Source organism: Arthrobacter sp. Bi26 (assembly GCF_918697925.1).
Taxonomy (GTDB): domain Bacteria; phylum Actinomycetota; class Actinomycetes; order Actinomycetales; family Micrococcaceae; genus Arthrobacter.
In genome coordinates this window covers 1-22,937 of the sequence record NZ_CAKKMF010000005.1, presented here as the reverse complement: position 1 = coordinate 22,937, position 22,937 = coordinate 1, and the positions used below count along the sequence as shown (strand labels likewise).

17 protein-coding genes and 1 pseudogene are annotated in these 22,937 nt (G+C 63.9%); 12 read left to right on the top strand and 6 right to left on the bottom strand.

The window, feature by feature from the left end:
* Positions 1 to 90: 90 nt before the first annotated feature.
* Positions 91 to 1,500 (top strand): aspartate ammonia-lyase, encoded by a 1,410-nt coding sequence (locus LQV16_RS02010; protein WP_229992270.1) that lies wholly within the window; start codon positions 91 to 93, stop codon positions 1,498 to 1,500.
* A gap of 6 nt (positions 1,501 to 1,506) precedes the next feature.
* Here LQV16_RS02010 and LQV16_RS02005 read toward each other — a convergent pair whose 3' ends face one another.
* Complete coding sequence (locus LQV16_RS02005) at positions 1,507 to 1,974, bottom strand: Lrp/AsnC family transcriptional regulator (RefSeq protein WP_229992269.1); 468 nt, start codon at positions 1,972 to 1,974, stop codon at positions 1,507 to 1,509.
* Between the two features lie 127 nt (positions 1,975 to 2,101).
* Between LQV16_RS02005 and LQV16_RS02000 the strand changes: the two genes are divergently transcribed.
* Together LQV16_RS02000 and LQV16_RS01995 are read left to right on the top strand one after the other, a co-directional pair.
* Positions 2,102 to 2,779, top strand: a complete 678-nt coding sequence (locus LQV16_RS02000; protein ID WP_290369311.1) for an HAD hydrolase-like protein — start codon at positions 2,102 to 2,104, stop codon at positions 2,777 to 2,779.
* Positions 2,780 to 3,168: 389 nt separating this feature from the next.
* Positions 3,169 to 3,732, top strand: a pseudogene (locus tag LQV16_RS01995) (dihydrofolate reductase family protein).
* A gap of 398 nt (positions 3,733 to 4,130) precedes the next feature.
* On the opposite strand, the gene LQV16_RS01990 reads toward LQV16_RS01995, so the two are convergent.
* Together LQV16_RS01990 and LQV16_RS01985 are read right to left on the bottom strand one after the other, a co-directional pair.
* Complete coding sequence (locus tag LQV16_RS01990; protein WP_229992327.1) at positions 4,131 to 5,030, bottom strand: EamA family transporter; 900 nt, start codon at positions 5,028 to 5,030, stop codon at positions 4,131 to 4,133.
* Positions 5,031 to 5,074: 44 nt separating this feature from the next.
* Complete coding sequence (locus LQV16_RS01985; RefSeq protein WP_229992268.1) at positions 5,075 to 5,611, bottom strand: TetR/AcrR family transcriptional regulator; 537 nt, start codon at positions 5,609 to 5,611, stop codon at positions 5,075 to 5,077.
* 510 nt (positions 5,612 to 6,121) lie between these two features.
* Between LQV16_RS01985 and LQV16_RS01980 the strand changes: the two genes are divergently transcribed.
* Positions 6,122 to 6,523: a hypothetical protein gene (locus tag LQV16_RS01980; protein ID WP_229992267.1), complete on the top strand. Its 402-nt coding sequence runs from the start codon at positions 6,122 to 6,124 to the stop codon at positions 6,521 to 6,523.
* A 303-nt stretch (positions 6,524 to 6,826) separates the two neighbouring features.
* On the opposite strand, the gene LQV16_RS01975 is transcribed toward LQV16_RS01980, so the two are convergent.
* On the bottom strand, positions 6,827 to 8,389 hold the full coding sequence (locus LQV16_RS01975) for an amino acid permease (protein WP_229992266.1): 1,563 nt from the start codon (positions 8,387 to 8,389) through the stop codon (positions 6,827 to 6,829).
* A gap of 1,194 nt (positions 8,390 to 9,583) precedes the next feature.
* Here LQV16_RS01975 and LQV16_RS01970 point away from each other — a divergent pair.
* From LQV16_RS01970 to LQV16_RS01950, 5 genes are all read left to right on the top strand, one after another.
* Positions 9,584 to 10,987 carry a DUF6421 family protein gene (locus LQV16_RS01970; RefSeq protein WP_229992265.1) on the top strand — a complete coding sequence of 468 codons (1,404 nt, stop codon included), beginning with the start codon at positions 9,584 to 9,586 and terminating at the stop codon, positions 10,985 to 10,987.
* Positions 10,984 to 11,742, top strand: coding sequence for an SDR family NAD(P)-dependent oxidoreductase (locus LQV16_RS01965; protein WP_229992264.1), 759 nt, complete (start codon positions 10,984 to 10,986; stop codon positions 11,740 to 11,742). The genes LQV16_RS01970 and LQV16_RS01965 overlap by 4 nt, the downstream gene beginning before the upstream one ends.
* Before the next feature lie 70 nt (positions 11,743 to 11,812).
* Positions 11,813 to 12,196, top strand: a complete 384-nt coding sequence (locus LQV16_RS01960; protein ID WP_229992263.1) for an SDR family oxidoreductase — start codon at positions 11,813 to 11,815, stop codon at positions 12,194 to 12,196.
* 545 nt (positions 12,197 to 12,741) lie between these two features.
* Positions 12,742 to 13,740 (top strand): NADP-dependent oxidoreductase, encoded by a 999-nt coding sequence (locus LQV16_RS01955; protein WP_229992262.1) that lies wholly within the window; start codon positions 12,742 to 12,744, stop codon positions 13,738 to 13,740.
* Positions 13,741 to 13,788: 48 nt separating this feature from the next.
* Positions 13,789 to 14,655, top strand: a complete 867-nt coding sequence (locus LQV16_RS01950) for an alpha/beta hydrolase (RefSeq protein WP_229992261.1) — start codon at positions 13,789 to 13,791, stop codon at positions 14,653 to 14,655.
* A gap of 305 nt (positions 14,656 to 14,960) precedes the next feature.
* Here the strand turns inward: LQV16_RS01950 and LQV16_RS01945 are convergent, their stop codons facing one another.
* Positions 14,961 to 15,674: an SDR family oxidoreductase gene (locus tag LQV16_RS01945; protein ID WP_229992260.1), complete on the bottom strand. Its 714-nt coding sequence runs from the start codon at positions 15,672 to 15,674 to the stop codon at positions 14,961 to 14,963.
* Positions 15,675 to 15,741: 67 nt separating this feature from the next.
* Positions 15,742 to 16,815: an alkene reductase gene (locus LQV16_RS01940; RefSeq protein ID WP_229992259.1), complete on the bottom strand. Its 1,074-nt coding sequence runs from the start codon at positions 16,813 to 16,815 to the stop codon at positions 15,742 to 15,744.
* 169 nt (positions 16,816 to 16,984) lie between these two features.
* On the opposite strand from LQV16_RS01940, the gene LQV16_RS01935 reads away from it, so the two are divergent.
* The 3 genes from LQV16_RS01935 to LQV16_RS01925 all read left to right on the top strand — a co-directional run bounded on the left by LQV16_RS01935 (position 16,985) and on the right by LQV16_RS01925 (position 22,726).
* Entirely contained in the window at positions 16,985 to 17,587 is a 603-nt protein-coding gene (locus LQV16_RS01935; RefSeq protein ID WP_229992258.1) for a TetR/AcrR family transcriptional regulator, read from the top strand.
* A gap of 390 nt (positions 17,588 to 17,977) precedes the next feature.
* Positions 17,978 to 21,244, top strand: coding sequence for a BTAD domain-containing putative transcriptional regulator (locus LQV16_RS01930; protein ID WP_229992257.1), 3,267 nt, complete (start codon positions 17,978 to 17,980; stop codon positions 21,242 to 21,244).
* A 75-nt stretch (positions 21,245 to 21,319) separates the two neighbouring features.
* Complete coding sequence (locus LQV16_RS01925) at positions 21,320 to 22,726, top strand: FAD-binding oxidoreductase (RefSeq protein WP_229992256.1); 1,407 nt, start codon at positions 21,320 to 21,322, stop codon at positions 22,724 to 22,726.
* Positions 22,727 to 22,937: the final 211 nt, after the last annotated feature.

Here is a 22,937-nt window from a genome sequence, read left to right as displayed (position 1 = left end):
GGGCGCCGCCGGGTCCTGCGCCCCTCCAGCTCCCTCGGAGCGGCCCGCTGCTACGCCACACCCAAACTTCCACTCAGAGAACGGAAAACCATGACCACCCGCATCGAGACGGATTCGCTAGGGGACGTACCTGTACCGGCCACAGCCTACTGGGGAGCACACACCGCCCGGGCCTTGGAAAACTTCACCATCAGCGGGACACCTGTCTCCCGCCACCCGCATCTGGTGCGTTCCCTGGCCATGATCAAGAACGCTGCGGCGCAGGCCAACTGCGAACTTGGTATCCTCAACCCGCGGGAAGCCACGGCGATCCGCGAAGCGTGCCTGGAAATCCAGGACGGAAATCACCACGAACAGTTCTGCGTGGACGTCATTCAGGGCGGCGCCGGCACGAGCACGAACATGAACGCCAACGAGGTAATCGCGAACCTTGCGCTGGAAAAACTGGGCCACCGCCGCGGCGAATACCAGCACTTGCATCCCATTGATCACGTCAACCGGTGCCAATCCACCAATGACACCTATCCAACGGCGATCAAGCTGGCACTGATTTTCGCTACCGCAGAGCTTAACCGCGAGTTGGGCAAACTTGCCGAATCAGCCCGGAGCAAGGGCGCTGAATTCGCCGACGTTGTGAAGATGGGCAGAACCCAGCTTCAGGACGCCGTCCCGATGACCCTCGGGCAGGAGTTCAATGCCTTCGCAGCGATGCTGGAAGAGGACCGCTCCAGGCTTATGGAATCCACAGCGCTGATGCTCGAGTGCAGTCTGGGCGCCACCGCCATCGGGACCGGTATCACTGCCGAACCCAGGTATCAGCAACTCGTACTTCGGGCGCTGTCCGAGATCTCCGGCGTTCCGGTCTTTCCGGCCGCTGATCTCATCGAAGCGACCTCCGACGTTGGCGTTTTCATGCACATGTCGGGCATGCTGAAACGCACGGCCATCAAGCTCTCCAAAATCAGCAGCGACCTCCGGCTGCTGTCGAGCGGGCCACAGAACGGCTTTGGCGAGATCATCCTGCCCCCGCGCCAAGCCGGGTCATCAATCATGCCGGGAAAGGTCAACCCGGTCATTCCGGAGACCATGAATCAGATTGCCTTCGCTGTCGCCGGAGCTGACACCACAGTGACGATGGCTGCAGACAACGGGCAACTCCAGCTCAATGCCTTCGAACCTGTCATTGCCCATGTCCTTCTGCAGAGCATTTCATGGCTCGAACAAGGATCACGCGCACTTCGTCGATACTGCATGGAGGGCATTGAAGCGAACACCGGACGCCTCGCCCGCCAGACGGCAGTCTCGGTGGGTCTTGCAACGGCCCTAATACCGGCCATCGGGTATGCCGCCGCAGCAGCGGTGGCTAAGGAAGCCCACCAGGACGGGTCAACCATTCTGGACATCGTCACCAGAAGGAACCTATTGGACCGGGACACAGCTCAGTTACTGCTTGAATCCGCAGTGCTGCCCGTCAGAAGTGCGGACATGTCCGGGGCCTGATCACATTTACTCCGTGGCGCGGGCCCCTCCGGTTCCCCGCCTGATGTAACTGGAAAGCGTCATGGCCGTCACCGTGTCCGTGACTCCGGGAATGGCCGCGATCTGCTCCCAGATCTCCTGAACCCTCTCCAGCGACCGTGCCTCGACCCTCACCAGAAGATCAAAGTCACCGCTCACTACATCGCACAGAACCACTTCCGGAATCGACCGCAACACGGAGATGACGTCCGCCCCCCGCACCCGGTCCTTCCGGTAAACCATCAGGAAGGCGGACACAGGGCCCTGGCCTGGAGGGCCGGCAACAATTGTGTACCCCTGGATGTACCCCTGCCGCTCCATCCGTTCGATCCGCTGGCGCACAGCATTCCTCGACAGGAGGACTTTGGTCGCCAGCTCTGCATGGCTCATGCGAGCGTTCTTCGTGAGCTCCGCAAGAATCCTCTGATCTATCTGATCAAGACTCACCCGATCCATGCCTACCCTTCACAGCAATAATCCTCCGGACCCAACCGGAACGGAACCAACTTCAAGACCGAAAGCCCTTGAAAAAATGACACTTCTGCACCAGGTCCGGCCCTCTCTCACTGGCATTAGCTGCATCTTGTTCGACATGGACGGGACGCTCCTGGATTCAGCACCCGGCGTTACAGCAAGTGCTGCCCAAGCCTTGGCAGCGGTGGGCGCGCCAGTGCCCGCGATGGAAAAACTGCGCCGATTCGTCGGCCCGCCGATGATCGAATCCTTCAGAACAGTCTCACGACTGGACGAAAAAACCGCCCAAAAGGCCCTCCAACACTACCGCAATGCATACGCCGATCACGGGGCTGAACAGTCCAGCCCATACGACGGGATTATGGACCTGCTCAAACACCTGCACTTGGCCGGAATTCCAATGGCTGTCGCCACTTCCAAGGTGGAAGACCAGGCAAAAAGGCTCGCACGAAGGTTTGGAATGAAAGGCTACTTCATCAACGTATGCGGTGCGTCGGACTCCGAAGGAAGAGCGAGCAAGGCTGAGGTCATCGCCGAATTGTTGCACCGGCTCCAGTCCGAAGGCGTGGACATCTCCAACCCCGCAATGGTCGGAGACCGAAGCTACGACGTTGCGGGAGCAGCCGAACACGGAATCCCTACGATATTCGCACTCTGGGGCTACGGGGAGGTCGAAGAAGGGTCGCATGCGGCCGCCGTTGCCCCCTCCCCCGCGGCCCTGCTGCCGTTGATCCTGAACAACAGCCTTCGGTCAGCCGCCCAGCATGACAGTCCCCCCGTGCGATGAGTCCACGAATGCGACCAGCAGGCATTCACAACCCGCCCTTTGCTAGAGACTGCGGTTGGCCCCAGATCTAATCCATTGCCTGAGGTTTGCCGCTTAAGCCGGTCCCCCACGGCGACACCGTCAGCCCGCTCCCGCGGCGCGAGATATTCCATACATGTGAATCGCAGCGATAAATGGCGGCGTTTCAGTAAATGTCACCCGGCAGCCCTTGATCCTCCACCGGGCTGGGCGTGCTCATGTTCGACGGGACGTCGCGGCGGGAGGCTGTCGAGTATGCCACGCTGGGCCCCGAGCACGAGGACTACCTGCGAGTCAGATCGCGCACCGATGGGTTTCCCGCGCCGCGCCCGATCTATACCCTGGAGACCGACTGACGGAAGGCTGGCGCCGTGCGGAAACTGATCTACGGCATGAATCTGACCCTGGACGGCTACATCGCCGCGGCCGGCGACGACATTGGCTGGGGCGGGCCGAGCGACGAATTGTTCCAGTGGTGGCTCGACCAGGAGCGGGCGAGCGGACTGTCGCTGTACGGGCGCAAGCTCTGGGAGACCATGAGCTCCTACTAGCCCACTGGCGACCAGCAGCCCAACGCCACCCCGGCGGAGATCGAGTTCGCGCGGAACTGGCGGGACACGCCGAAGGTGGTGTTCTCCTCGACGATCGACAGGGTCGACTGGAACACCCGCCTGGTCAGCGGCGACGCGATCGCCGAGATCACCCGGCTCAAGGCCGGGGACGGCGGCCCGACGAGCGTCGGCGGCGCAACGCTCGCCGGGGCGGCCATGCGGGCCGGGCTGATCGACGAGTACGCGCTGGCCACCCATCCGGTCCTGGTCGGCGGCGGCACTCCGTTCTTCACCGCGCTGGACAGCTGGGTGAACCTGGACCTGGTGGAGACGCGGACGTTTCCCGGCGGCGTGGTCCTGACCAGGTACGAGACGAGGCGCTGAGCGCAATTCCTCCGGGCGGTGGGGGGAATAGATCCACCGCCCGCGGGCGACCGAACGCCCCGTGCGGGACGCCATCGGTGTCGGTTACCGGTCCGTCGACACCCCTCGCTTCCGCGGCGGCCAAGGGTCCCCGGTACCGGAAATGGGAAAGCCCCTCAGGTGAGGGGCTTTCCAGGAATTTGACAGTAGGTTGGCGGTCTTGGTCAGCGGTGATGCGCGCCTCCTCCCGGGGCGTTGTGTGCCCCTGCCAGAATTCGATACTGCAAGACATTAATAGCTGATCAGCGGATCGTCCAGCCGCAGGCCGGGGTGTCTTAAGGGCCGGTCCTTCTGGCCGGGAGCATGCTTCGCCAATCGAACAGCGTATGGTGCGGGACTCCTCGAGGCCCGACCCTGTATTACCGGGCGGCCATCTGAGGGCTCGCGCGCTTGGGGTCGGATTTCGGCAGTGCACCAACCGTGTTGGTTGGCGCGATCGCCAGAACCGCGAGAGCCACGGCAATGATGCCAAGCCCTACCCAGCCAACAGTGCTGAGGCGTTCACCGACGATGGCCACGGCCAGGACCGCGGCAATGGCCGGCTCACTCAGGGTGATCGTGGTTGCGGTGCTGGCAGTGACGCGCTCCAGACCATATCCGAAGAGCAAGTAGCCCAGAAACATCGGGATTAGAGCCATGTAGGTTGCGACGGCGAACGCATGCGAGCTCGCGATCAGCGGCGCGCCGGTCAGAAGCAGGACCGGCACAAGCAGAATGCCGCCGGCCCCGAACACTGCCCCCATCGAGGCGGCGCGACTAATGCCGCGGCTCATGAGGCGTTGGGCGCACCACGAATATGTTGCGTACGTGGCGCCAGCGACCAGACCGAGCCCGATGCCGGCAAGCGTCGAACCGACATCGCCGGGGTCGTGGGCCATCTTGGAAAGACACAGCAAGGTGCTGCCAGTTACGCCAAGCCCGGCGGCCAGCATCCACCACCGGCTGAGCGGGGTGCGTTGGACGAACCATTCCAGCACACCGGAAGCCAGCGGTGCCGAGGCCAGGGACACGACGGTGCCGAGCGCCACCCCGGCCAGGTGCATCGAGCTGTAGAACGCCAATGGGTAGATCGCCACCGCCACCGCGCCCAGAGCGGTCAAGGGCAGGTTGGCGCGTAGTTGCCTGCGGCTGGCGCGTAGCGCAGGGATCGCGATGAGAGCCTGTAAGACGCCGCCGATCCCCAGGGCGGCGGCTCCGATCGCCAGCGGGCCGGCACCGGGCGCGAATGTTGCGGCGGTACCCGTGGTGCCCCACAGCATTGAGGTGATGGTGATCGCCGCGATGGCGATCAACCTCTCGCGCCTCACGGCGTATCCACCAGCGAGGCGGCGATCGCGCGGGCATGGACCAAGCGCTCCACAGAGCCCTCCAGGCCGGCGCGGGCTACTGCACCTTCGAGCACGAACGCCAACTGCTCGGCGAGTTCTGCGGCCCGATCGGCGTCGACGATCCCGGCCAGACCAGCGGCAAGGATCGCCTCGACCTGTTCCTTGTGCTCGCGGACCGCCACCCGCCCGGGCGCGCCCGCAGGCAGCTCGGCGGCTGCGTTGAGCAGCCCGCACCCGCGAAACCCGTGGACGTAGGCGGCGCCGGCATGGTCGATATACGCATCGAACACCGCCAACACCCGATCGCGCGAAGTCTGTGCATTGACGACGCGCAGCTCGTACAGCCCCAGCCACTCCTGGTGGCGTTCCCGGATATAAGCGAGCACCAGATCGTCCTTGGACGCGAAGTTGTTGTACAGGCTCTTCCGCGCCACACCCGCCCTCTCGGTGATCGCATCAATCCCGGTAGCGGCCATCCCATGCGCATAGAACAACTCAGCGGCGGCCGTCATCAACCGATCACGCGCCGGCCGCTCCCGGCCCACACCATCACCCACAACATCACGCCCTTAAGTAGGTAGCCCAGTCTACCTACTTAAGACGAAGAACACCATACTGATCCGCCACGAAAGGGGAATGCCCGTTCTCGACAGATCGAAACTGGTGTGCGCCGCGCCGCCGGCGCACCCCGAACAATTCACCAGGACTCATTTGCGCGCTTCGCAAACGACCGGTCACAAGACAGTGTCGCGCCGGCATCCTGACTCGCCGCGCCGTTTCTCATGAGTCGTGTCAGCGAACTGTGTATAGGAATCGGCGTTTGCGCGGCTGGCCAAGTGTGACTTTTCGGTGGGAATGGCGGTTTTTTCACAGCCCGGTTTGGCGGTTTGGCTGAGGCCGAACGGTGTGCGGGAAACGACCCTTATCGGGCAGGCCGTGGAACGGGCAAACGGACTAAGCGGAGCGAAGGGAACTCTAAGCGGGCAGGAGGGCGGTCCGGGCGCTATCGATATACTCGCTGGATGCGGATCCGCCCAATAGATCTCGTCGACGTGCTGGTCTATCTCGTGGTGCTGGGAGCGTTCATCCAGCTGTTTCCCGACGTCATATCCGAAACATTCCTGTTGGCGCTCTTGACGGCGATCCTACTGAAGGTCGTCCTTGAAGTCGTGCTGTGGGCGAAGAAGAAAATCGTTGCGCGGATCCGGTCGGCTGATACTCGGCGGGTTCGTATCGTCAGCGCGATCACCCTGTTGCTGGTGCTGCCGGGGAGCAAGTTCATGGTGCTCGGACTGGTTGACCTGGTATTCGGCGACGCTGTCCGTCTCGGCGGCTTCTTTCAAGTGACTGCACTGATCATCGTTCTGATGCTCGCGCGAGGCGGCGTGCGATGGGTGTTCAGGCGGCCGTTGGGCAATCCGTAAGGACGTCCTGTCCTCGACTTCTGCAACTGCCCCGCCTGACCGCCCGCTGCACGATCGGCTAACGGGGCGGCCGGGGTGACATTTAGCGCTGTGAAAACGCCGCCACTTACCGCTGCGGTTCACAGTCGTTTTTCGGAGGCTTGCCATGGGCGGGTCAGAAACAACGGTCGTTATTGACTTGGGGGGAAGAGCGAAGCCGGGTGCAGTTCTCACCCGGCTTCCCTCTTTCTGGTCTTGATCCCGCGTTCTAGCCCTCGGCTACCGCGGGGCCCCGCAATGCGTGGGGTAGCCCGCGCAGCATGGTTACTGGGTGCCGCCCCAAGGTTCGTCCTCGAGGTCCTTAGGTGCCGTGAGATCCATCTCGAGCAGCGGCACCACTTTGGACTTGGTGATGAAGCGGTGAGCCAGCCACAGGATGATGAAGACTGGCAACCCGATGTAGGAGGAAAGCACCTCCATGCCCCGCCCGGCAAGCACAGCCTCGTAGTTCTGTCCCGCGATTACCAGTATCAGCAGGGCGAAGGCCAGCAGTGGGCCAATGGGGAACAGGGACGCCTTGTACGGCAGGTCACTGACTTTGTTCCCCTGGGCCAGGAAGCCGCGCCTGAAGCGGTAGTGGGAGACCGCGATTCCCGCCCAGACGATGAAGCCGCATAGGCCTGACATGTTCAGCAGCCAGGAGTAAGCTGCGCCCTGACCGACGATCGCGGAGAGGAACCCGAAGAGTCCCACGGCCGCGGTGGCCAGCAACGCCGGAATCGGCACGCCACGCGCATTGGTTCGGCCGAAGATCTTCGGTGCCATGCCGTCATGGGCCATGGCGTAAAGCATCCGGGTGGAGGCATATAGTCCCGAGTTGCCCGCAGACAGGATTGCGGTCAAGATCACGGCGTTCATCAAGGCCGCTGCGAAGGCAATTCCGGCGCGCGAGAAGACGAGGGTAAACGGCGATGTTGCAATATCGGACTCGCCGGAAGCCAGCAGGCTCGGATCGGTGAACGGGATCAGGCAGCCGATGATGAAAATGGCACCAATGTAGAAGAGCATGATGCGCCAGAAGACAGTGCGGATAGCCTTCGGCACTTCGCGGCGCGGGTTCTTGGCTTCGCCTGCGGCGACTCCCACGAGTTCGGTGCCCTGGAACGAGAACCCGGCAACCATGAAGACCGAGATGATCGAGACCCATCCCCCGTGGAACACGTCATCGCGGTTTTCCCAGTTGCTCAGTCCCGAAGAGTTATCCCCGAGGATGCCGAAAATCATCAGCACGCCGGCGATCAGGAAGAGCACCACTGCGCTGACCTTGATCAGGGAGAGCCAAAACTCCGACTCTCCGAAGGACTTCGCCGAGAGGGCATTGAGCCCGGTCAGCACCAGCAGGAATAACCCAGCCCACATCCATCCTGGGACCCCCGGGAACCAGAAGTCCATGATGATTCCGGCCGCGACCAGCTCGGCGGCCACGGTGATGGCCCAGTTGAACCAATAGTTCCAGCCGATCGCGAACCCAAAGGACGGGGACACGAAACGGGTGGCAAAGGACTGGAAGGATCCGGCGACCGGAATTTTGGCCGCCATCTCGCCCAGTGACTGCATCAACAGGAATACCATCAGCCCGACCAGCGCGTAGGCGACCAGCGCACCGCCGGGACCCGCCTGGGAAATGGTGGCGCCCGAGGCCACGAACAGCCCGGTACCGATCGCACCGCCGATAGCGATCATCTGCAGATGGCGGCTGCTTAGCCCGCGTTTGAGTTCGTTGCCGGTTTCGCCCGAGGCGCGGACTGCCGCTGTCTCGGGGGATGAACCGCGTTGTGCCACTGCATCGGGTGTGATTTCTACGGATGTTTCACTGACTGGCGTCATGCAACACCACCAAGGTGCATCGCTGCCATCCGGCGTGAGTTCTTGGTGCCGGTGACGGCTCGACCGGTGCAGGCGTCTACGACTGCCGTGGCGAGCTGGTAGGAAAAAATGGTCCCGACAGGTCTCGCCTCCGCGGTGCTGTCTCCCGAGCTGAGGAAGAGTCCCGCACCGAAACACAGATCGGTTTCAGGGATGCGGGGAGCGATAGCCCGATCGTTTTTTTGCGTGTGGGAGCTAAGTCCCATGGTGCCTCCGAAAAGGTAGCTGCGGTGGATTTAAGCCTTCCGGAGCCCCCGGGCCGGGAAGGATGGTGATCAAGCTAACACACGTGAAGGAAGCGACCTTTGGCGTGGCGAATGTTGCACGTCCGACGGGTCAAGTACTTACGCATAGGCATGGGTTACCCGATTTGAGCGTAAGAGTTGCTGATTTGATTTCGCCGGGCGAGTAAGCAGCTCTGACGACCTGCTATGGCAGGCGGCCGGCGTTAGGCAAATGATGCCAGGGGTAAAGATGCACAAGAGGTGTCGGAGCATCTCGTCAAGCGGGGCGTGCACCTCGATGAACTTACCGGTTCGACCAGCAAGCGCCTCACAAACTCGCCCCGGAGGATGCCCTTTCTGCTTTGCAACGACCTGCCGCGTCGATAGGCGGCGAGTAAGGCCATCACACCCAACTTGTCGAGTTGGATATCCAGGGGCGGCCGCACGGGCCCCGCTGATCAGCAAACACTCTGGCCGTGCCGGGCGCAGAAGGAGCCGTCATCACGTAAACCAGGAAGATCGCCAGGAACCCGGGGCTGCCGCACTTCGTCCGCGAGCCGCCCGAACAACGCCGGAGCCCCCCGACAGATGAGCAACCGGTCAACGCTGTTGTCCCACTGGGAGTATCAGCGGGAATTTGAAGCAGAGACAGACGCAGCAGCGCCGGTGCGGTCTTACTGCCAAGGCATCCACTGATCGGCACGAGTGGCAGGAGCTGAACGTCGGATCATCCCGATAGTGCGGCTTCTTCAATCGTGATGCGCCGTTTATGGGATGTCCTAAAGACACCCGACCTTAAGGTCAGGCGCAGGCATAGCAGTGAAGAGACGGCACCGAGCAAAAGAATTTCTTATGCATGATGGAATAACCCTTCACGTATGCTTACGCAGTGCTAGCTTCTTCAGGGATCCCCTCAACGGAAGGAACGAGCATGTCCGTAATCGCAAACCCGGAAGTGACAACCACCCGGGCAGAAGACCTCAAGTCGCTCCCGGCATGGCAGGCTCTGAAGGCAGCCGTCATCGGACTGCAGCAGGTTCAAGTGCAGGACGGTTCCGTTCCGGAACCCGCTGACCATGACCAGGCCCGCCAGAATGTCGGCATCATTACTGACTCAATCAACGACCTGCGCCCCCACCTCCCCCACGACACGGACTACCTTGAACTGCTCGTGCAGGACTTCCAGCTGTGGGCGTCCGAGGGCTTCGTCGTACCGGATTTCCTCGACTCATTGGTGGCCTTCCACCCCGAGCAGTGGCGCATCGATGGGTTGGCGCACTTGGTTGTGTTCCCTATGTACACGCAGAACGGCAGCACCAACCGCTACTTCGAGGCCGTCCTCATCGAGGTCATTTGGCCTTCTTTCGTCGCTGAACTGGAGGCAGCAAACTACTCCAACAAGCTGTTCGTCCCCATCAGCTTCGTCGATTTCACGCCCGGCTATGACACGAACTCCGCGGTTCTCTTCCCCGAGAGCGTAGCGGTCCGGAGCACCCCCTCCTTCACTTGGGGAGGCATTTTCGCGGACCGCGAAGCTGCCCGGTTCCGTCGCGTCCTAAAAGCTGCTGCCGACATCACTTCCCTGGACCTGCCGGCTGACGCCGCGGAATTCATCGAAGACCAGCACCTCACGGAGAAGACCTTCGTGATGTGGGATCTGATCCATGACCGGACCCACATGCGCGGTGACCTGCCCTTTGACCCGTTCATGATCAAGCAGCGGATGCCGTATTTCCTGTACTCCCTGGAGGAGCTCCGCTGCGACCTGACCGCCTTCCGCGAATCAGTCCTCATCGAGCGGGACGAAACGGCTTCCGAGGACGCCCGCAAGCACGCCAAGCTGGTCCAGTACGCCGTGATCTTCGACCGCATTTTCCGCTTCGCGATTACCGGGAACCGGGTCCGTAACTACGACGCCGTGGGCGGCCAATTGCTGTTCGCCTGGATGCACCAGCACCGGGTCCTGCACTGGACCGATGGAAAGTTGAGCATCGACTGGAAGGACGTCGCCGGCGTGGTCGTCGAGCTGGGTCTCCGCATCGAGGAACTCTACTGGCGTTCAATCGACCGGCCGAAGACCGCACACTGGCTGGCTGCCTACGAGCTCGTCTCGGAAACCCTCACCCCCCACCCGGCCTCCGTGTGGGCCAAGGGACCGGAGGCCCTTCCGCTCGACGGCCCTCCCCGGGGTCTGACGGACCAGATCCTTGATGACGAATTCCCCCTGTCGATGTTCTACGAGGCACTGGAGAAGAAGATGTCCTCGGTCATTGAATCAACTGCCGGGATCACCGGTAAGAGGCCTGTGAAGACTGAGGGCGAGGCGGGCGCATGAGCCAGGACCTCTCGGGGCGTACGGTCGTCGTCGCCGGTTCGACAAGCGCTGCCGGCGTCGCGGTAGTCCGCACCCTCTCGCAAGCAGGGGCACGCGTGGCCGCCGTGGACATTCTTGAGGACCGAGTGCAGGAGCTCTCGGTAGCGTACGACAACGTCACGGGCTATGTCTGCAACCTCGCGGACCTGCAAGCCGTTGAGGACTTGGCGACGTCTGTCCGGAACGATCTGGGCCCCGTGGACGGCCTTATCCATCTTGTAGGAGGGTGGCGAGGCGGTACCGGCATTAAAGGCCAGGCGGATGAAGACTGGGACTTCCTGCACACCAGCGTCCTCACCACCCTGAGGAACACCAGCCGCGCGTTTTACCATGACTTGGCTACCTCCCCGGTGGGTCGCCTGGCCATCGTTTCCGCACAGTCCGCTTCCTCGCCGACAGCGGACGGCGCCGCCTATGCCGCCGTCAAGTCCGCCGCCGAGGCATGGACCCTGGCCGTGGCCGACGGATTCCGGCACCTGCAGGGAGGAACCGAAAGCCCCCTCTCCGCTCAGCACTCAGCCGCCCTGGTCTTCGTCGTCAAGGCTCTGGTCGATGACCGGATGCGCGCAGCCCAGCCGGAACGGAAATTTCCGGGCTTCACCGATGTCAGTGTCCTTGCCGACGCTGTACAGCGGATCTTCGATCTGGAGGCAGAACAGATCAACGGGCAGCGCTTGCCCCTCACGGCCGGCCAACTCGTGGGCGCACCGGCATAAGCGTCAGCGTTGATACCAAAGCAGGCGTCCCGCAGGTACTGGCGGGGCGCCTGCACGACCCGTCGCCACCATGCGCGCCTTCGTGCCCGGGATGGTCGAACGCCGGTGGGGACGCGTCGTGAATTTCGCGAGCATGGCCGGAAAAGACGGAAGCCCCAACTTGTCCATCTACTCCGAATCAAAAGCCGCAGTCATTGCCCTCACGAAATCGTCCGGCAAAGAACTCGCGACCACCGGCGTCCTAGTCAACGCCATCGCGCCCGCCGTGATCGCGACGCCAATGAACGACAACACATCATCAGAAGTGCTCGCCCGCATCACCAGCCTCATCCCCATGAAACGAGTGGGCAAAGCGGAGGAAGTCGCCGAACTGGTCGCCTGGCTCTCATCGGAAAAGGTCAGCTTCTCGACGGGAGCGGTCTACGACATCAGCGGCGGACGGGCCACATATTGATGGTGTAAAGCCCTGTTTAGGGCGGGCCTTGCCTGAGCCGACTGGTCTATTGCTAGCCCAGACGGCAATTTCCTTATTTGTTCTGCCCGCTCAAGCACGGCAAAGGTCTGCCCAGTTCGGTAGTGCCCCCTGTTCCGCTGCGGGGACTTTGCCCTGGTGTAGGCATCACCGGTCCAGCGCAGGGTTTCCTGATAAGGCTGCGTAGGGCTGGCGCACCATAGGACCCAGTCACGACTCGGCGAGGCACTCCCTGGCAGGGGTGTGCCTCGCCCCTGGCAATAGCGGTACGTGCGCCCGGCGGCCCGCCAACCGCCTTGCTAGCGACGCCGATGCGCCAGCATCAGTGGAGATTGCATGCGCTCTCAAGATCCATCGCGGGAACGTGGCCCCGGCGATGGACACCCGAAACTCCCCATCTCACGTCTTCGGGAACATTCAAATGAACGCGCGCATCTAACGGTCCTACTTGACAATGTTACTGAGTGCACTCAATATTGAGTAGTCTCATTTTTAGGCTACCGCACGTCATAGAGGAGCAGCACGCCATGAGGGCATTCGTCGTCACCAAGTACAAGGAGCCGCTGCGCGCAGCAGACGTCCCTGAGCCGACCGTCGGCGACCGCGATGTGCTGGTCCAGGTCCAGGCAGCTGGCCTCAACCAATTGGACGAAAAGATCCGCCTGGGTGAGTTCAAGCAGATCCTCCCGTACAAGCTCCAGCTGATCCTCGGCAACGATGTCGCCGGCACAGTCATCCGTGTCGGGGCGAAGGTGCGCGGCTTTAAGCCCGGTGACGAGGTCTATGCCCGCCCCGACAAGGACCGCATCGGCACGTTCGCCGAGCGCATCGCCGTCACCGAGGCCGACCTGGCACTGAAACCCGCATCGATCAGCATGGAGGAGGCCGGCTCGCTGCCGCTGGTTGCACTTACGGCGTGGCAGGCCCTCGTTGAGCAAGGCCACGTGCGGCCGGGGCAGAAAGTTCTCATTCACGCCGGGGCGGGCGGGGTCGGTTCGATCGCGATCCAACTCGCCAAGCACCTCGGCGCCACCGTCGCGACCACCGCCAGTGCCTCCAACGCCGACTTCGTGCGCGACCTCGGCGCGGACACTGTGATCGACTACCGTACGCAGGACTTCGAACAGCTCCTCGCCGGGTACGATCTGGTGCTCGACAGCCTCGGCGGGGAGAACCTCGTGAAGTCACTGCGCATCCTCAAGCCCGGCGGGAAGGCGATCGGAATCGCCGGTCCGCCGGACCCGGCGTTCGCGCGCAAATCCGGCCTGAACCCTGTGCTGCGCCTTGCCATCGCGGGGCTCAGCAGCAGGATCCGGCGGCAGGCGAAGAAGCTCGGCGTCAGCTACGAGTTCCTCTTCATGCGTGCCAGCGGCGACCAGTTGCGCCAGATCACCGCCCTGGTTGACGACGGCGTGCTGCGCCCGGTCGTTGGGGAGGTCTTCGACTTCGCCCAGACCCCACAGGCGCTCGAGTCGCTGGCCAAGGGCGGCCTCCGCGGCAAAGCCGTCGTCACCCTTCCCTCCTGAGCCGCCGGCAGCCATTCACCTCACAGACCACTCAGGAGGACTACCAGCATGAGCAGCACCGACACCCCGAACGGCTCCGTCGTCACCTCGTACGCGAAGGCCGCCACACGCTCCATCACCGCCGGTGGCGTCACCTACGCTTACCGACAGCTGGGGCCCAAGGCCGGCATCCCCGTCGTGTTCTTCGTGCACCTTGCCGCGACCCTGGACAACTGGGACCCCCGCATCATCGAGCCCATCGCGAAGAACCGCCACGTCATCACCTTCGACCAGCGCGGTGTCGGAGCCTCCACCGGGCAGGTTCCCGACAGCATCGAGGCGATGGCCGACGACGCCTACACCTTCATCAAGTCCCTCGGGTTCGACCAGGTCGACGTCTTCTCCTTCTCAATGGGCGGCATGATCGCCCAGGACCTGCTCCTCAAACATCCCGACCTTGTCCGCAAGCTCGTGCTGGCCGGTACCGGGCCGCGCGGCGGCAAGGACATGGACAAGGTCGTCAGCACGACCTACTGGGACATCCTCCGCGCGACCCTGACGCGCGCGAACCCGAAGGAGTTCCTGTTCTTTAACCGCAACGCGACCGGCAAGCCGGCCGCGAAGGCGTTCATCAAGCGCCTGCAGGAGCGCACTGTCGGCCGCGACAAGCCGATCAGCACCAAAGCCTTCCAGACGCAGCTGAAGGCAATCCGGAAGTTCGGCCGCTCCGCGCCGTCGGACCTGTCAAGGCTCACCCACCCCACCCTCATCGCCAACGGCGACAACGACCGCATGGTGCCCTCGGTCCTGTCCGGGGACTTGCACCGGCGCATCAAGGGATCCGAGCTGATCATCTACCCCGACTCGGGCCACGGGGGAATCTTCCAGTTCCACGACCGGTTCTCCCCCGTCGCCGTAGAATTCCTCGCCCACTGACCAGCACGTACCTGACAAGATCCCGCCAACAGAGCAGAGAGGTACTGTGGCTCTGCCCGCCCGTGAATACGGGCGGGCACAGCCATTGGCGTGGGGCCTCGTCGCGCTGGCCAGCTCGAAAAGGGCCCGCACAAACGCGTCAGCAGGGTGATCAAACGTATCGCCACCCCTGACGCGGCCCCTGGCTCGTGACTACCCCGGCGTGTCAGGCCACCCCCGGATCCACCGTTGTTCAGACACTCCCCACGGCAGGGGTGGTGCCACCGCGCCCACTTTTGGTGAACGCGGTGGCGCCGGTTGTTCGCTTACGCGTTCGTCGCCGCCAACTGCGGGTAGACAGCTTCGAGGGGTGCGCTGAGTCCGGCCTTGAGCTGGACAGACGTGTCGTCGGCGAGGACCTCGTACTGCCCTGCCTCGGTGGCGTCGAACACGGTGCGCACCAGTACGGCCGGGTCGAGCTTCGGGTCGGTGGCGTGCGCGGCCATCGCGGTGTCGACGTATGCGACGTGGACGCCGACGACGTGCACGCCGGCGGGGGCGAGTTCGAGGCGGAGGGAGTTGGTCGCGGACCAGAGGGCGGCCTTGGTGGCGCTGTAGATGCCGGCGACGGCGTACCAGCTCAGGGCCGAGTGGATGTCGATGATCATCGCTCCGTCCTTTGCCGACAGGACCGGAGCGAACGCGCGGGCTACGAAGAGCGGACCGAGGAAGTTCGTCTCGACGTTCCTGCGGATCTCCTCGTCCGTGTGGGTGAGGATCCCGGGGCTGGAGACCGACGCGCCGGCGTTGTTGATCAGCACGGTCACATCCGGTGCCGCCTCGACCGCTGCCTGGATGGAGGCCGGGTCGGTGATGTCCAAGGCGAGCGGAACGATGCGCTCGTCGTTCCAAGTGCGGGGTGTGCGGGCGGAGGCATAAACCTTTGCAGCTCCCCTGGCGAGGGCTTCGTGCACGAACTGCGTGCCGATTCCGCCGTTGGCTCCGGTGATGAGGACGACAGCTCCGTTGAGTGAGGGCATGGCTGTTTCTTCTTTCTGAGGGGTGTGGGTTGGGTGAAGTCGGTGGCGTGCGACCTGCGGCAGACGATTAGGCGTGCGCCAGGGCGGGGTAGTCGGTGTACCCGGCCGCGCCGCCGCCGTACAGGGTTGCCGGGTCCAACTCGTTCAGCGGCGCGCCGGCGCGCAGGCGCTGAACAATGTCGGGGTTTGCCAGGGCGAATCGGCCCAGCGGCGCGATGTCCGCGAGCCCGGCGTCGATGTCGTCGGCGATCTGCTCGCGGTCGCGCCCGTACCGGACGACGAGGATGGCAGCAGGCCACGTGTCGCGGAAAGACCGAAGCAGATCGTCGTCACCGAGGTGGTGCACGTGCAGGTACGCAAGGTTCAGGGTGGCGAGTTCGCCGACCAGGTGGCGGTACTGTGTCCGGACGTCCGCGGGGTCTCCTTCGTTGATTCCGCCCAGCGGGAACGCCGGTGAGATGCGGATGCCGGTCCGGTCTGCCCCGATCTCCTCGGCCACCGCGCGGGCGACCGCGACGACGAACCGGGACCGATTCTCCACGGATCCGCCGTATTCGTCCGTGCGGTGGTTCGAGTTTGGCGAGAGGAACTGGTGGAGCAGGTACCCGTTCGCGCTGTGGATCTCCACCCCGTCCGCTCCCGCTGCGATAGCGGAGGCTGCGGCGTGGCGGAACCCGGCGATGGTGGCCTGGATGTCTTCGGCAGTCAGCTCACGCGGCACCGGCGTCGTCTGCGGGCCCGTTGGAGTGAACATGTCCTGCTCGGCCGAGATCGCCGATGGGCCAACGGGCTGACGGTGGTGCGGGGTGTTATCCGGGTGCGACATCCGGCCGACGTGCATCAGTTGGATGAACAGGGCTCCGCCGCCTGAGTGCACCGTGTCGGCGATCTTTCGCCATCCCTCGATGTGTTCGGGAGTGTAGATGCCGGGGGTGTTCAGGTAGCCCTGGCCGTCCTCGGACGGCTGTGTGCCCTCGGTGATGATCAGCCCGAGCGAGGCGCGTTGGCAGTAGTACTCCGCGGCCAGTTCCCCGGGGGTGCCGTCAGGGTTTGCGCGGCTCCGGGTCAGCGGTGCCAGCGCGAGCCGGTGCGGCAGCTCCACATTGCCGAGGGTGAAGGGTTGCCAGAGGGAGGAAGTCATGTGTGCGGTCCTTTGCGTCGCGGGGTAATAGCGCCACCACTGTGCCGGGCGGAACACTGGGGTTCGGCCCTTGCGTGGGAGAATGAACGAAGGAACATTCGAACCCACACAGTAGTGACTACACTCATAACTGAGTGCAGTCAGAATATATTCCGGAGGATCCATCATCATGTCTCTCGCCTCCCAGCCGGTCGGACGGCGCGAGCGGAACAAGCAGCAGAAGATGGACCGCATCACGGCCGCGGCCAGCGAACTGTTGGCCGAACACGGCATCGAGGACGTCACGACCCAGCAGATCGCCGACAAGGCGGACATCGGCACCGGGACCCTTTTCCTTTACGCGAAGACCAAAGGCGAACTCCTCCTCCTCGTGCAGAACGCCCACTACGCCGAAGCGCTTCAGCAAGGTCGGGCTGATGCCGAAACCACCCCGGATATCCTCGATGCGGTGCTGGCAATCGTACGGCCGATCGTGGAATGCAACCGCGTCCAGGTCGACAACGGACGCACGTACCTGCGGGAAATGGTCTTCGGTGATCCCGCGGAGCCCCGTCACGCTGAGGCCCTCTCCATCGTCGCGCAGACCGAGGAGGCCATCGCTGCCGTCCTGGGCAGGCACGAGCTGGTCAGCGCTGGTGATGCCGCTACGACGGCACACATCGTCACCGCCATCATGTTCCTCAGCATGGCAGCGACCGTGAACGCCGCATTGAGCATCGACGAGATTGTTCAGGACATCCGGACCCAGGTCGGTGTACTGCTGCCTCACTGACCTGGGCCCAGATTTGAGGCGGCCGCCGGCATTCGTGGATCGGCAGGCGCAAATCGTCAACGACCTTGTCGCCGGACCATTATCCGACCAGTGCTATCCCCTATGCCGTTGCCCCCGGCCCGACGGTGACTAACATCGAGGCCCGGTTCGGTTCCGAACTCGGCGCGCAGCGCGTGCGGACCGCGATGGCGGTGATGCCGGAGGCTGCGGAAGCCGACGCGCTGGCCGCATCCATCACGTTCCTACTCAGCGACGACTGCGTGAACCTAAACGTGGTTCTGGTGGTCTGCTTGCTAGTGATGGGCCGCTCACAGAGTGCGCCAAGGCAGCGAGCGTGTGGGAAATTTCGTTGTTCGACAACGCCGGTTGGCGAGCGGATACTGAAGAACCATGAAGCCCACCCAAAGCGGGTTGCGCATCCAGCTTCTCGGCTCGTTCATCGTGTACGTCAACGGGAACGCCGTCGAGAACAGCCACTGGCGGCTGCAGAAGGCAAAGTCCGTGGTGGCGATGCTGGCGTTGGCGCGTGGTCAGCGTAACCGTCGCGAGCAGGTACTGGACCGCCTGTGGCCCGACATGGAGCCGGTGGCCGCCGCACGGAATCTGCATCAGACCCTGTACGTCGCTCGCCGTACGCTCGCTAGCGCTGGAGCCGGCAGCGACGGGCTGCTCGTCATCCGCGGTGAAGTGGTCGTGCTGGATGACACTGGCCCGGTCGATGTCGATGTCCTGCAGTTCGAGCGTTCGGCCGTGGCAGCGTTGGCTGCAGGTGTCGAGGCAAGCCTGCGCGATGCGGCCGACTTGTACAGGGGTGATCTTATGCCGGAGCTGCCGGATGCGGATTGGCTGACGACACGCCGCGATGAGCTCCGGGAAATCCATCGCGAGGTACTGGTGAAACTGGCGTCCACGGTGGCGCAGCGTGCACCGGAGGAAGCGTTGGTCATCCTCACCCATGCGCTCGAATCCGATCCCATCCACGAGGGGGCCGTGCGCGCGCAGATGGTGGTGCTGGCTGGGATGGGCCGGCGGTCGGAAGCATTGGCACGATATGAGCGGCTGGTCGACGAACTCCTCGACGCGTTCGGGACCGACCCGGACACCCGGACGATGGGACTGTTTCGCGAGTTGTTGACCGGTTCGCCGCCCGAGGAGCGCCTCCACCAGCCCGCCGGCGTGACCGGCAAAGACGATGCCATCGGTTATCTGCCATCCCCGTTGACAAGCTTCATCGGGCGCGAGCGTGAGCTCGTGGACGTCGAGCGGCTGATGGGCCATGCTCGCCTGCTCACCCTCACCGGGGCTGGCGGCAGCGGCAAAACCAGACTGGCATTGGAGGCCGCGAAGACAGTTCGTCCTGAGTACGTGGACGGAGTCTGGTTCGTCGACCTCGCGGCCGTTGGGGAGTCGCTGCTGGTGGCCGATGCCGTAGCCGAGGTCCTCGGGTTGGATTCCGGCGCGGCATCAAGCCGCGTGCAAGCGCTGGTCGACCAACTGCGGCGACGCTCGCTGCTCCTCGTGCTGGACAACTGCGAACACCTGCTCGCGGCCTGTGCGCAACTCGTCGTCGCGTTACTCGACGGATCCCCTGGGGTTAAAGTGCTGGCCACCAGCCGGGAGCCACTCCATGCCGACGGCGAGTACACCTACCGGGTGCCGTCATTGCCCCTGCCCTCGCCCCTGCGGACCGACGCTCTCGACCTGGCCGTGCTGGGCCGTCTGCCCTCTGTCCGGCTTTTCGTTGAGCGGGCAGCGCAGGTCCGGCCGGGTTTCGCGCTCGACGCCGACAACGCGCAGGGGGTCACAGAGTTGTGCCGGCGGCTCGACGGGATGCCGCTGGCCCTGGAATTGGCCGCGGCCAGAACCGCCGTACTCGAACCCGCCGAGATCGTCCAGAGATTGGGCGATGCTTTGTCCATGCTCGGCGGGGGAACCAGCGGCGTCACACGGCACCAGACGCTGCGTGGCACCTTGGAATGGAGCCACGCACTGCTCACCAAACCGGAGCAGGTTCTGCTGCGCCGGCTGTCTGTGTTCGCTGGTGGTTTCACGCTCGACGCTGTGGTGGCAGTCTGCGCTGACGCGCCCCTCCAGCAGATCGAGCTGCTCGACCTGTTGGCCAAGCTGGTGGACAAGTCTTTGGTGGTCACCGAAAGGAGAGGCGCCGGGACCCGATACCGGCAATTGGAGACGGTCCGCCAGTTTGGCCACGAGAATCTCGATCATGCAGGTGAGGCGGCTCAACTGGCGGCTGCGCATTGCGCCTACTTCCTTGCCGTCGCCGAATCCCACAATCCCGAACGCGCCACCGGGGTGGTCATCGAACAGCCGAAGGTGCTCGACCGCGAGCACGACAACCTGCGCGCTGCGCTGCGCTGGTCGTGCGCCCACGAGCCCGAGACCGCGCTCCGGCTCGCCGCCAGCCTGTGGCGGTTCTGGTTCGTCCGCGGTCACGCGGTCGAGGGAGCACGTTGGGTCGAGCGTGCATTGGCGGTGGCTCCCGACTCGACCCGGCCTCGCGCGGCCGCTCTGATCGGCCTGACCGGGCTGGACAGCCGGCAGGGCCGCGGCGATCGGCATCGGGCGCTCGGCGCGGAGGCCCTGGCAATTATGCGGGAGATCGGCAACCCCGACGAGGTGGCGATGGCCCGGCTCATTGAGACCTCGCTCGCATGGAGCACTTTCGACTTGGACGAGGCCGAACAGCTGGCAGCCGACGTGCACACCGAGGCAGTCGAGGGTGGCAGACCCGAACATTGCGCTGCCAGCAGTTGGCTGCTCGGCCAGTGCGCGTTGTCGCGGGAGGACGGACCACTCGCCGCCCGTCACCTAAACATCTGCCTGAGCGAACTCGCACAGTCTGAGACCAGCACTCCACCCTTCCTGCCGGTGATCACGCCCAGCCTGCAACTGGTCCCGATCGCCGGACGGTTGGTCCCCTGCGTCGAGGAGACCCTGCTGTTGGGCCGGCGGGTTGGCGTCGTCCAAGCCAAAGGCTACGTGCTGTCCGCAATCGGCTACGCGGCCAGGCTTTCGAGAGACACGCAGTCTGCGATATCCGTCATCACGGATGCAGCCGAACATTTCGCCGAGTTAGGAGATGACCTGGCTAGGGCGCAAACACTTCACCAACTTGGCTGCATTCTGCGCGACTGTGGCGACCACAGCGCGGCCGATGAGGCCCTGTCCTTGGCGCGGGAGCTTCGGCTCGGCCTGGGCGACCGACGCGGCGAGCTGCTGACCGAGATTAATATCGCCCTGCTCCGCGCCATGGGTGGTGATATCGACCGCGGCCTGACAGACGCTCGGCGTTGCCTTTCAGGGTTCGAGTCCGCGGGAGATCAGGTGGGGATGGGCGCTACGCTGACCATCCTCGGTGCCGCCGAACTGATCTCCGGGGAGGTCCGGGCAGCGCGGGAAATGTACAGGCAGGCAGCGGAAAAGGTCGCCCCATGGCGGCGACACACTGGCTGGCAACGGTTGATGGTGGCAGAGCTTTCCAACGAGCTCGGCGACCCGCATCGGGCGGCCCGCGAAATTGACAGGGCTGGGGCGATTTTCGACCGAACGAGATGCCTCATCGCCGGTCAGCGGCTGGCCGCACTGCGTAGGCGGGACTCGGATGATGATGTTGAGACGGCGTTGAGTGCTCGTTGAGTACGGTTCACTAGCGTGATTCCTGGATCTGACAAATGGATCTGACAAACAAACAGCAATCAGGAGGAACGCATCGTGACAACGACGCAGACTAGGCCGACCCGCATCGGCGAGGCCACCATCGCCGAGTTCGCCGCCGGCCTGCGCGGCAAGGTCGTCCGGCCAGGGGACGCGGACTACGACCACGAACGCAGCATCTGGAACGGGGCCCACGACCGGCGCCCGACGCTCATCGCACGCTGTGCGGGTGTGGCAGATGTGATACGCACGGTCGATCTCGCGCGTAGCGAGGGGTTGCCGTTGTCGGTTCGCGGCGGTGGCCATTCGATCCCCGGGTTTTCCACCGTCGACGACGGTATCGTGCTGGACCTTTCGCTGATGAAGGGGGTCCAGGTGGACCCTGCCCGCCGCCGCGTCGCGGCACAGGCAGGGTGTACCTGGAAGGACGTGGATGCAGAGACCCAGCAATTCGGGCTTGCGGTGACCGGTGGCCTGGTGTCCTCGACCGGCATCGCCGGCTTCACCACCGGCGGCGGCATCGGCTGGCTCGTGCGCAAGCACGGGCTGGCCAGCGACAACCTGGTCGGCGCCGACGTCGTCACCGCCGACGGGCAGTTTATTCACGCCAGTGCCGACGAGCACCCCGATTTGTTCTGGGGACTGCGCGGCGGCGGCGGCAATTTCGGTGTGGTGACGTCCTTCGATTATCAATTGCACGAAGTGGGGCCCATCGTCCTTTCCGGCCTGGTTTTCTACCCCGCAGAAGAAGCGGAGCAGGTGTTGCGCGGCTATCGGGCGGCCTGCGCGGCGGCCCCCGATGAGCTGACCACGCTGGTCAACATGACCATGGCGCCACCGGTCCCGTTCCTGCCAGAATCAGTGCACGGCAAGCCAGTCATCGCTGTGGGAGGGTGCTGGTCCGGCGATCTCGATGACGGCGAGGCCGCCACCGCGCCCTTCCGGTCATTGGGCACGGTCATCGCCGATGTGTTCGCGGCCAACCCGTACGCGGGGTGGCAGCAGGCGCTCGATCCGCTGTACCCGAGGGGCGTGCACAACTATTTCCGCTCGGCATTTCTGCGCGCCGCCGACGACGCGTCCGTGCGCGTGCTGCTGGACTCGTTTGCGGCATTGCCCAACGCCATGACGCAGATTCACCTGCACCACCTTGGCGGCGCGGTCGGCCGGGTTCCGGCCGAAGCAACGGCCTTCGCACTCCGCGACCAGGAATTCATCGTCAATGTTGTGGCGCGCACGCCGACGGCGGAAGGCTTCGCGGATGTCGTCGAATGGGCCCGGCGCGTGACGTCCGCGCTCGGTCCGGATGTGGCATCCTACGTGAATTTCACAGGTGAAGCGAATACGACGCTCGTCCGGGCGTCGTACCCGGCGGATACATACCGGCGGCTCGTGGAACTGAAGAACGAATACGACCCCACCAATCTATTCCGGTTGAACCAGAACATCGCCCCCACGGTGTGACAGCACTGCCTGCGTGAGAAGTGGATGATCGACCGAGGAGCCGGAAGCAACCTGACAGCCCGCGCCAGATGCACTGGGCCGCCACGGAGTTCTCGGACAGTGGACCCCCTTAAAATCGGGGGACTACTGAAATGAGGAATGTGCAGAATGCCTGCATCACGTCGCCGGTTCAGCCAGGAGTTCAAGGACCAGCTGTGCGAGGAAGTCGTCT

Coding starts and splice junctions, on each gene's coding strand:
- LQV16_RS02010 (WP_229992270.1), top strand. CDS start 91: ATGACCACCCGCATCGAGACGGATTCGCTAGGGGACGTACCTGTACCG.
- LQV16_RS02005 (WP_229992269.1), bottom strand. CDS start 1,974: ATGGATCGGGTGAGTCTTGATCAGATAGATCAGAGGATTCTTGCGGAG.
- LQV16_RS01990 (WP_229992327.1), bottom strand. CDS start 5,030: ATGCTGTGGGGCACCACGGGTACCGCCGCAACATTCGCGCCCGGTGCC.
- LQV16_RS01985 (WP_229992268.1), bottom strand. CDS start 5,611: ATGACGGCCGCCGCTGAGTTGTTCTATGCGCATGGGATGGCCGCTACC.
- LQV16_RS01980 (WP_229992267.1), top strand. CDS start 6,122: ATGCGGATCCGCCCAATAGATCTCGTCGACGTGCTGGTCTATCTCGTG.
- LQV16_RS01975 (WP_229992266.1), bottom strand. CDS start 8,389: ATGACGCCAGTCAGTGAAACATCCGTAGAAATCACACCCGATGCAGTG.
- LQV16_RS01970 (WP_229992265.1), top strand. CDS start 9,584: ATGTCCGTAATCGCAAACCCGGAAGTGACAACCACCCGGGCAGAAGAC.
- LQV16_RS01965 (WP_229992264.1), top strand. CDS start 10,984: ATGAGCCAGGACCTCTCGGGGCGTACGGTCGTCGTCGCCGGTTCGACA.
- LQV16_RS01960 (WP_229992263.1), top strand. CDS start 11,813: ATGCGCGCCTTCGTGCCCGGGATGGTCGAACGCCGGTGGGGACGCGTC.
- LQV16_RS01955 (WP_229992262.1), top strand. CDS start 12,742: ATGAGGGCATTCGTCGTCACCAAGTACAAGGAGCCGCTGCGCGCAGCA.
- LQV16_RS01950 (WP_229992261.1), top strand. CDS start 13,789: ATGAGCAGCACCGACACCCCGAACGGCTCCGTCGTCACCTCGTACGCG.
- LQV16_RS01945 (WP_229992260.1), bottom strand. CDS start 15,674: ATGCCCTCACTCAACGGAGCTGTCGTCCTCATCACCGGAGCCAACGGC.
- LQV16_RS01940 (WP_229992259.1), bottom strand. CDS start 16,815: ATGACTTCCTCCCTCTGGCAACCCTTCACCCTCGGCAATGTGGAGCTG.
- LQV16_RS01935 (WP_229992258.1), top strand. CDS start 16,985: ATGTCTCTCGCCTCCCAGCCGGTCGGACGGCGCGAGCGGAACAAGCAG.
- LQV16_RS01930 (WP_229992257.1), top strand. CDS start 17,978: ATGAAGCCCACCCAAAGCGGGTTGCGCATCCAGCTTCTCGGCTCGTTC.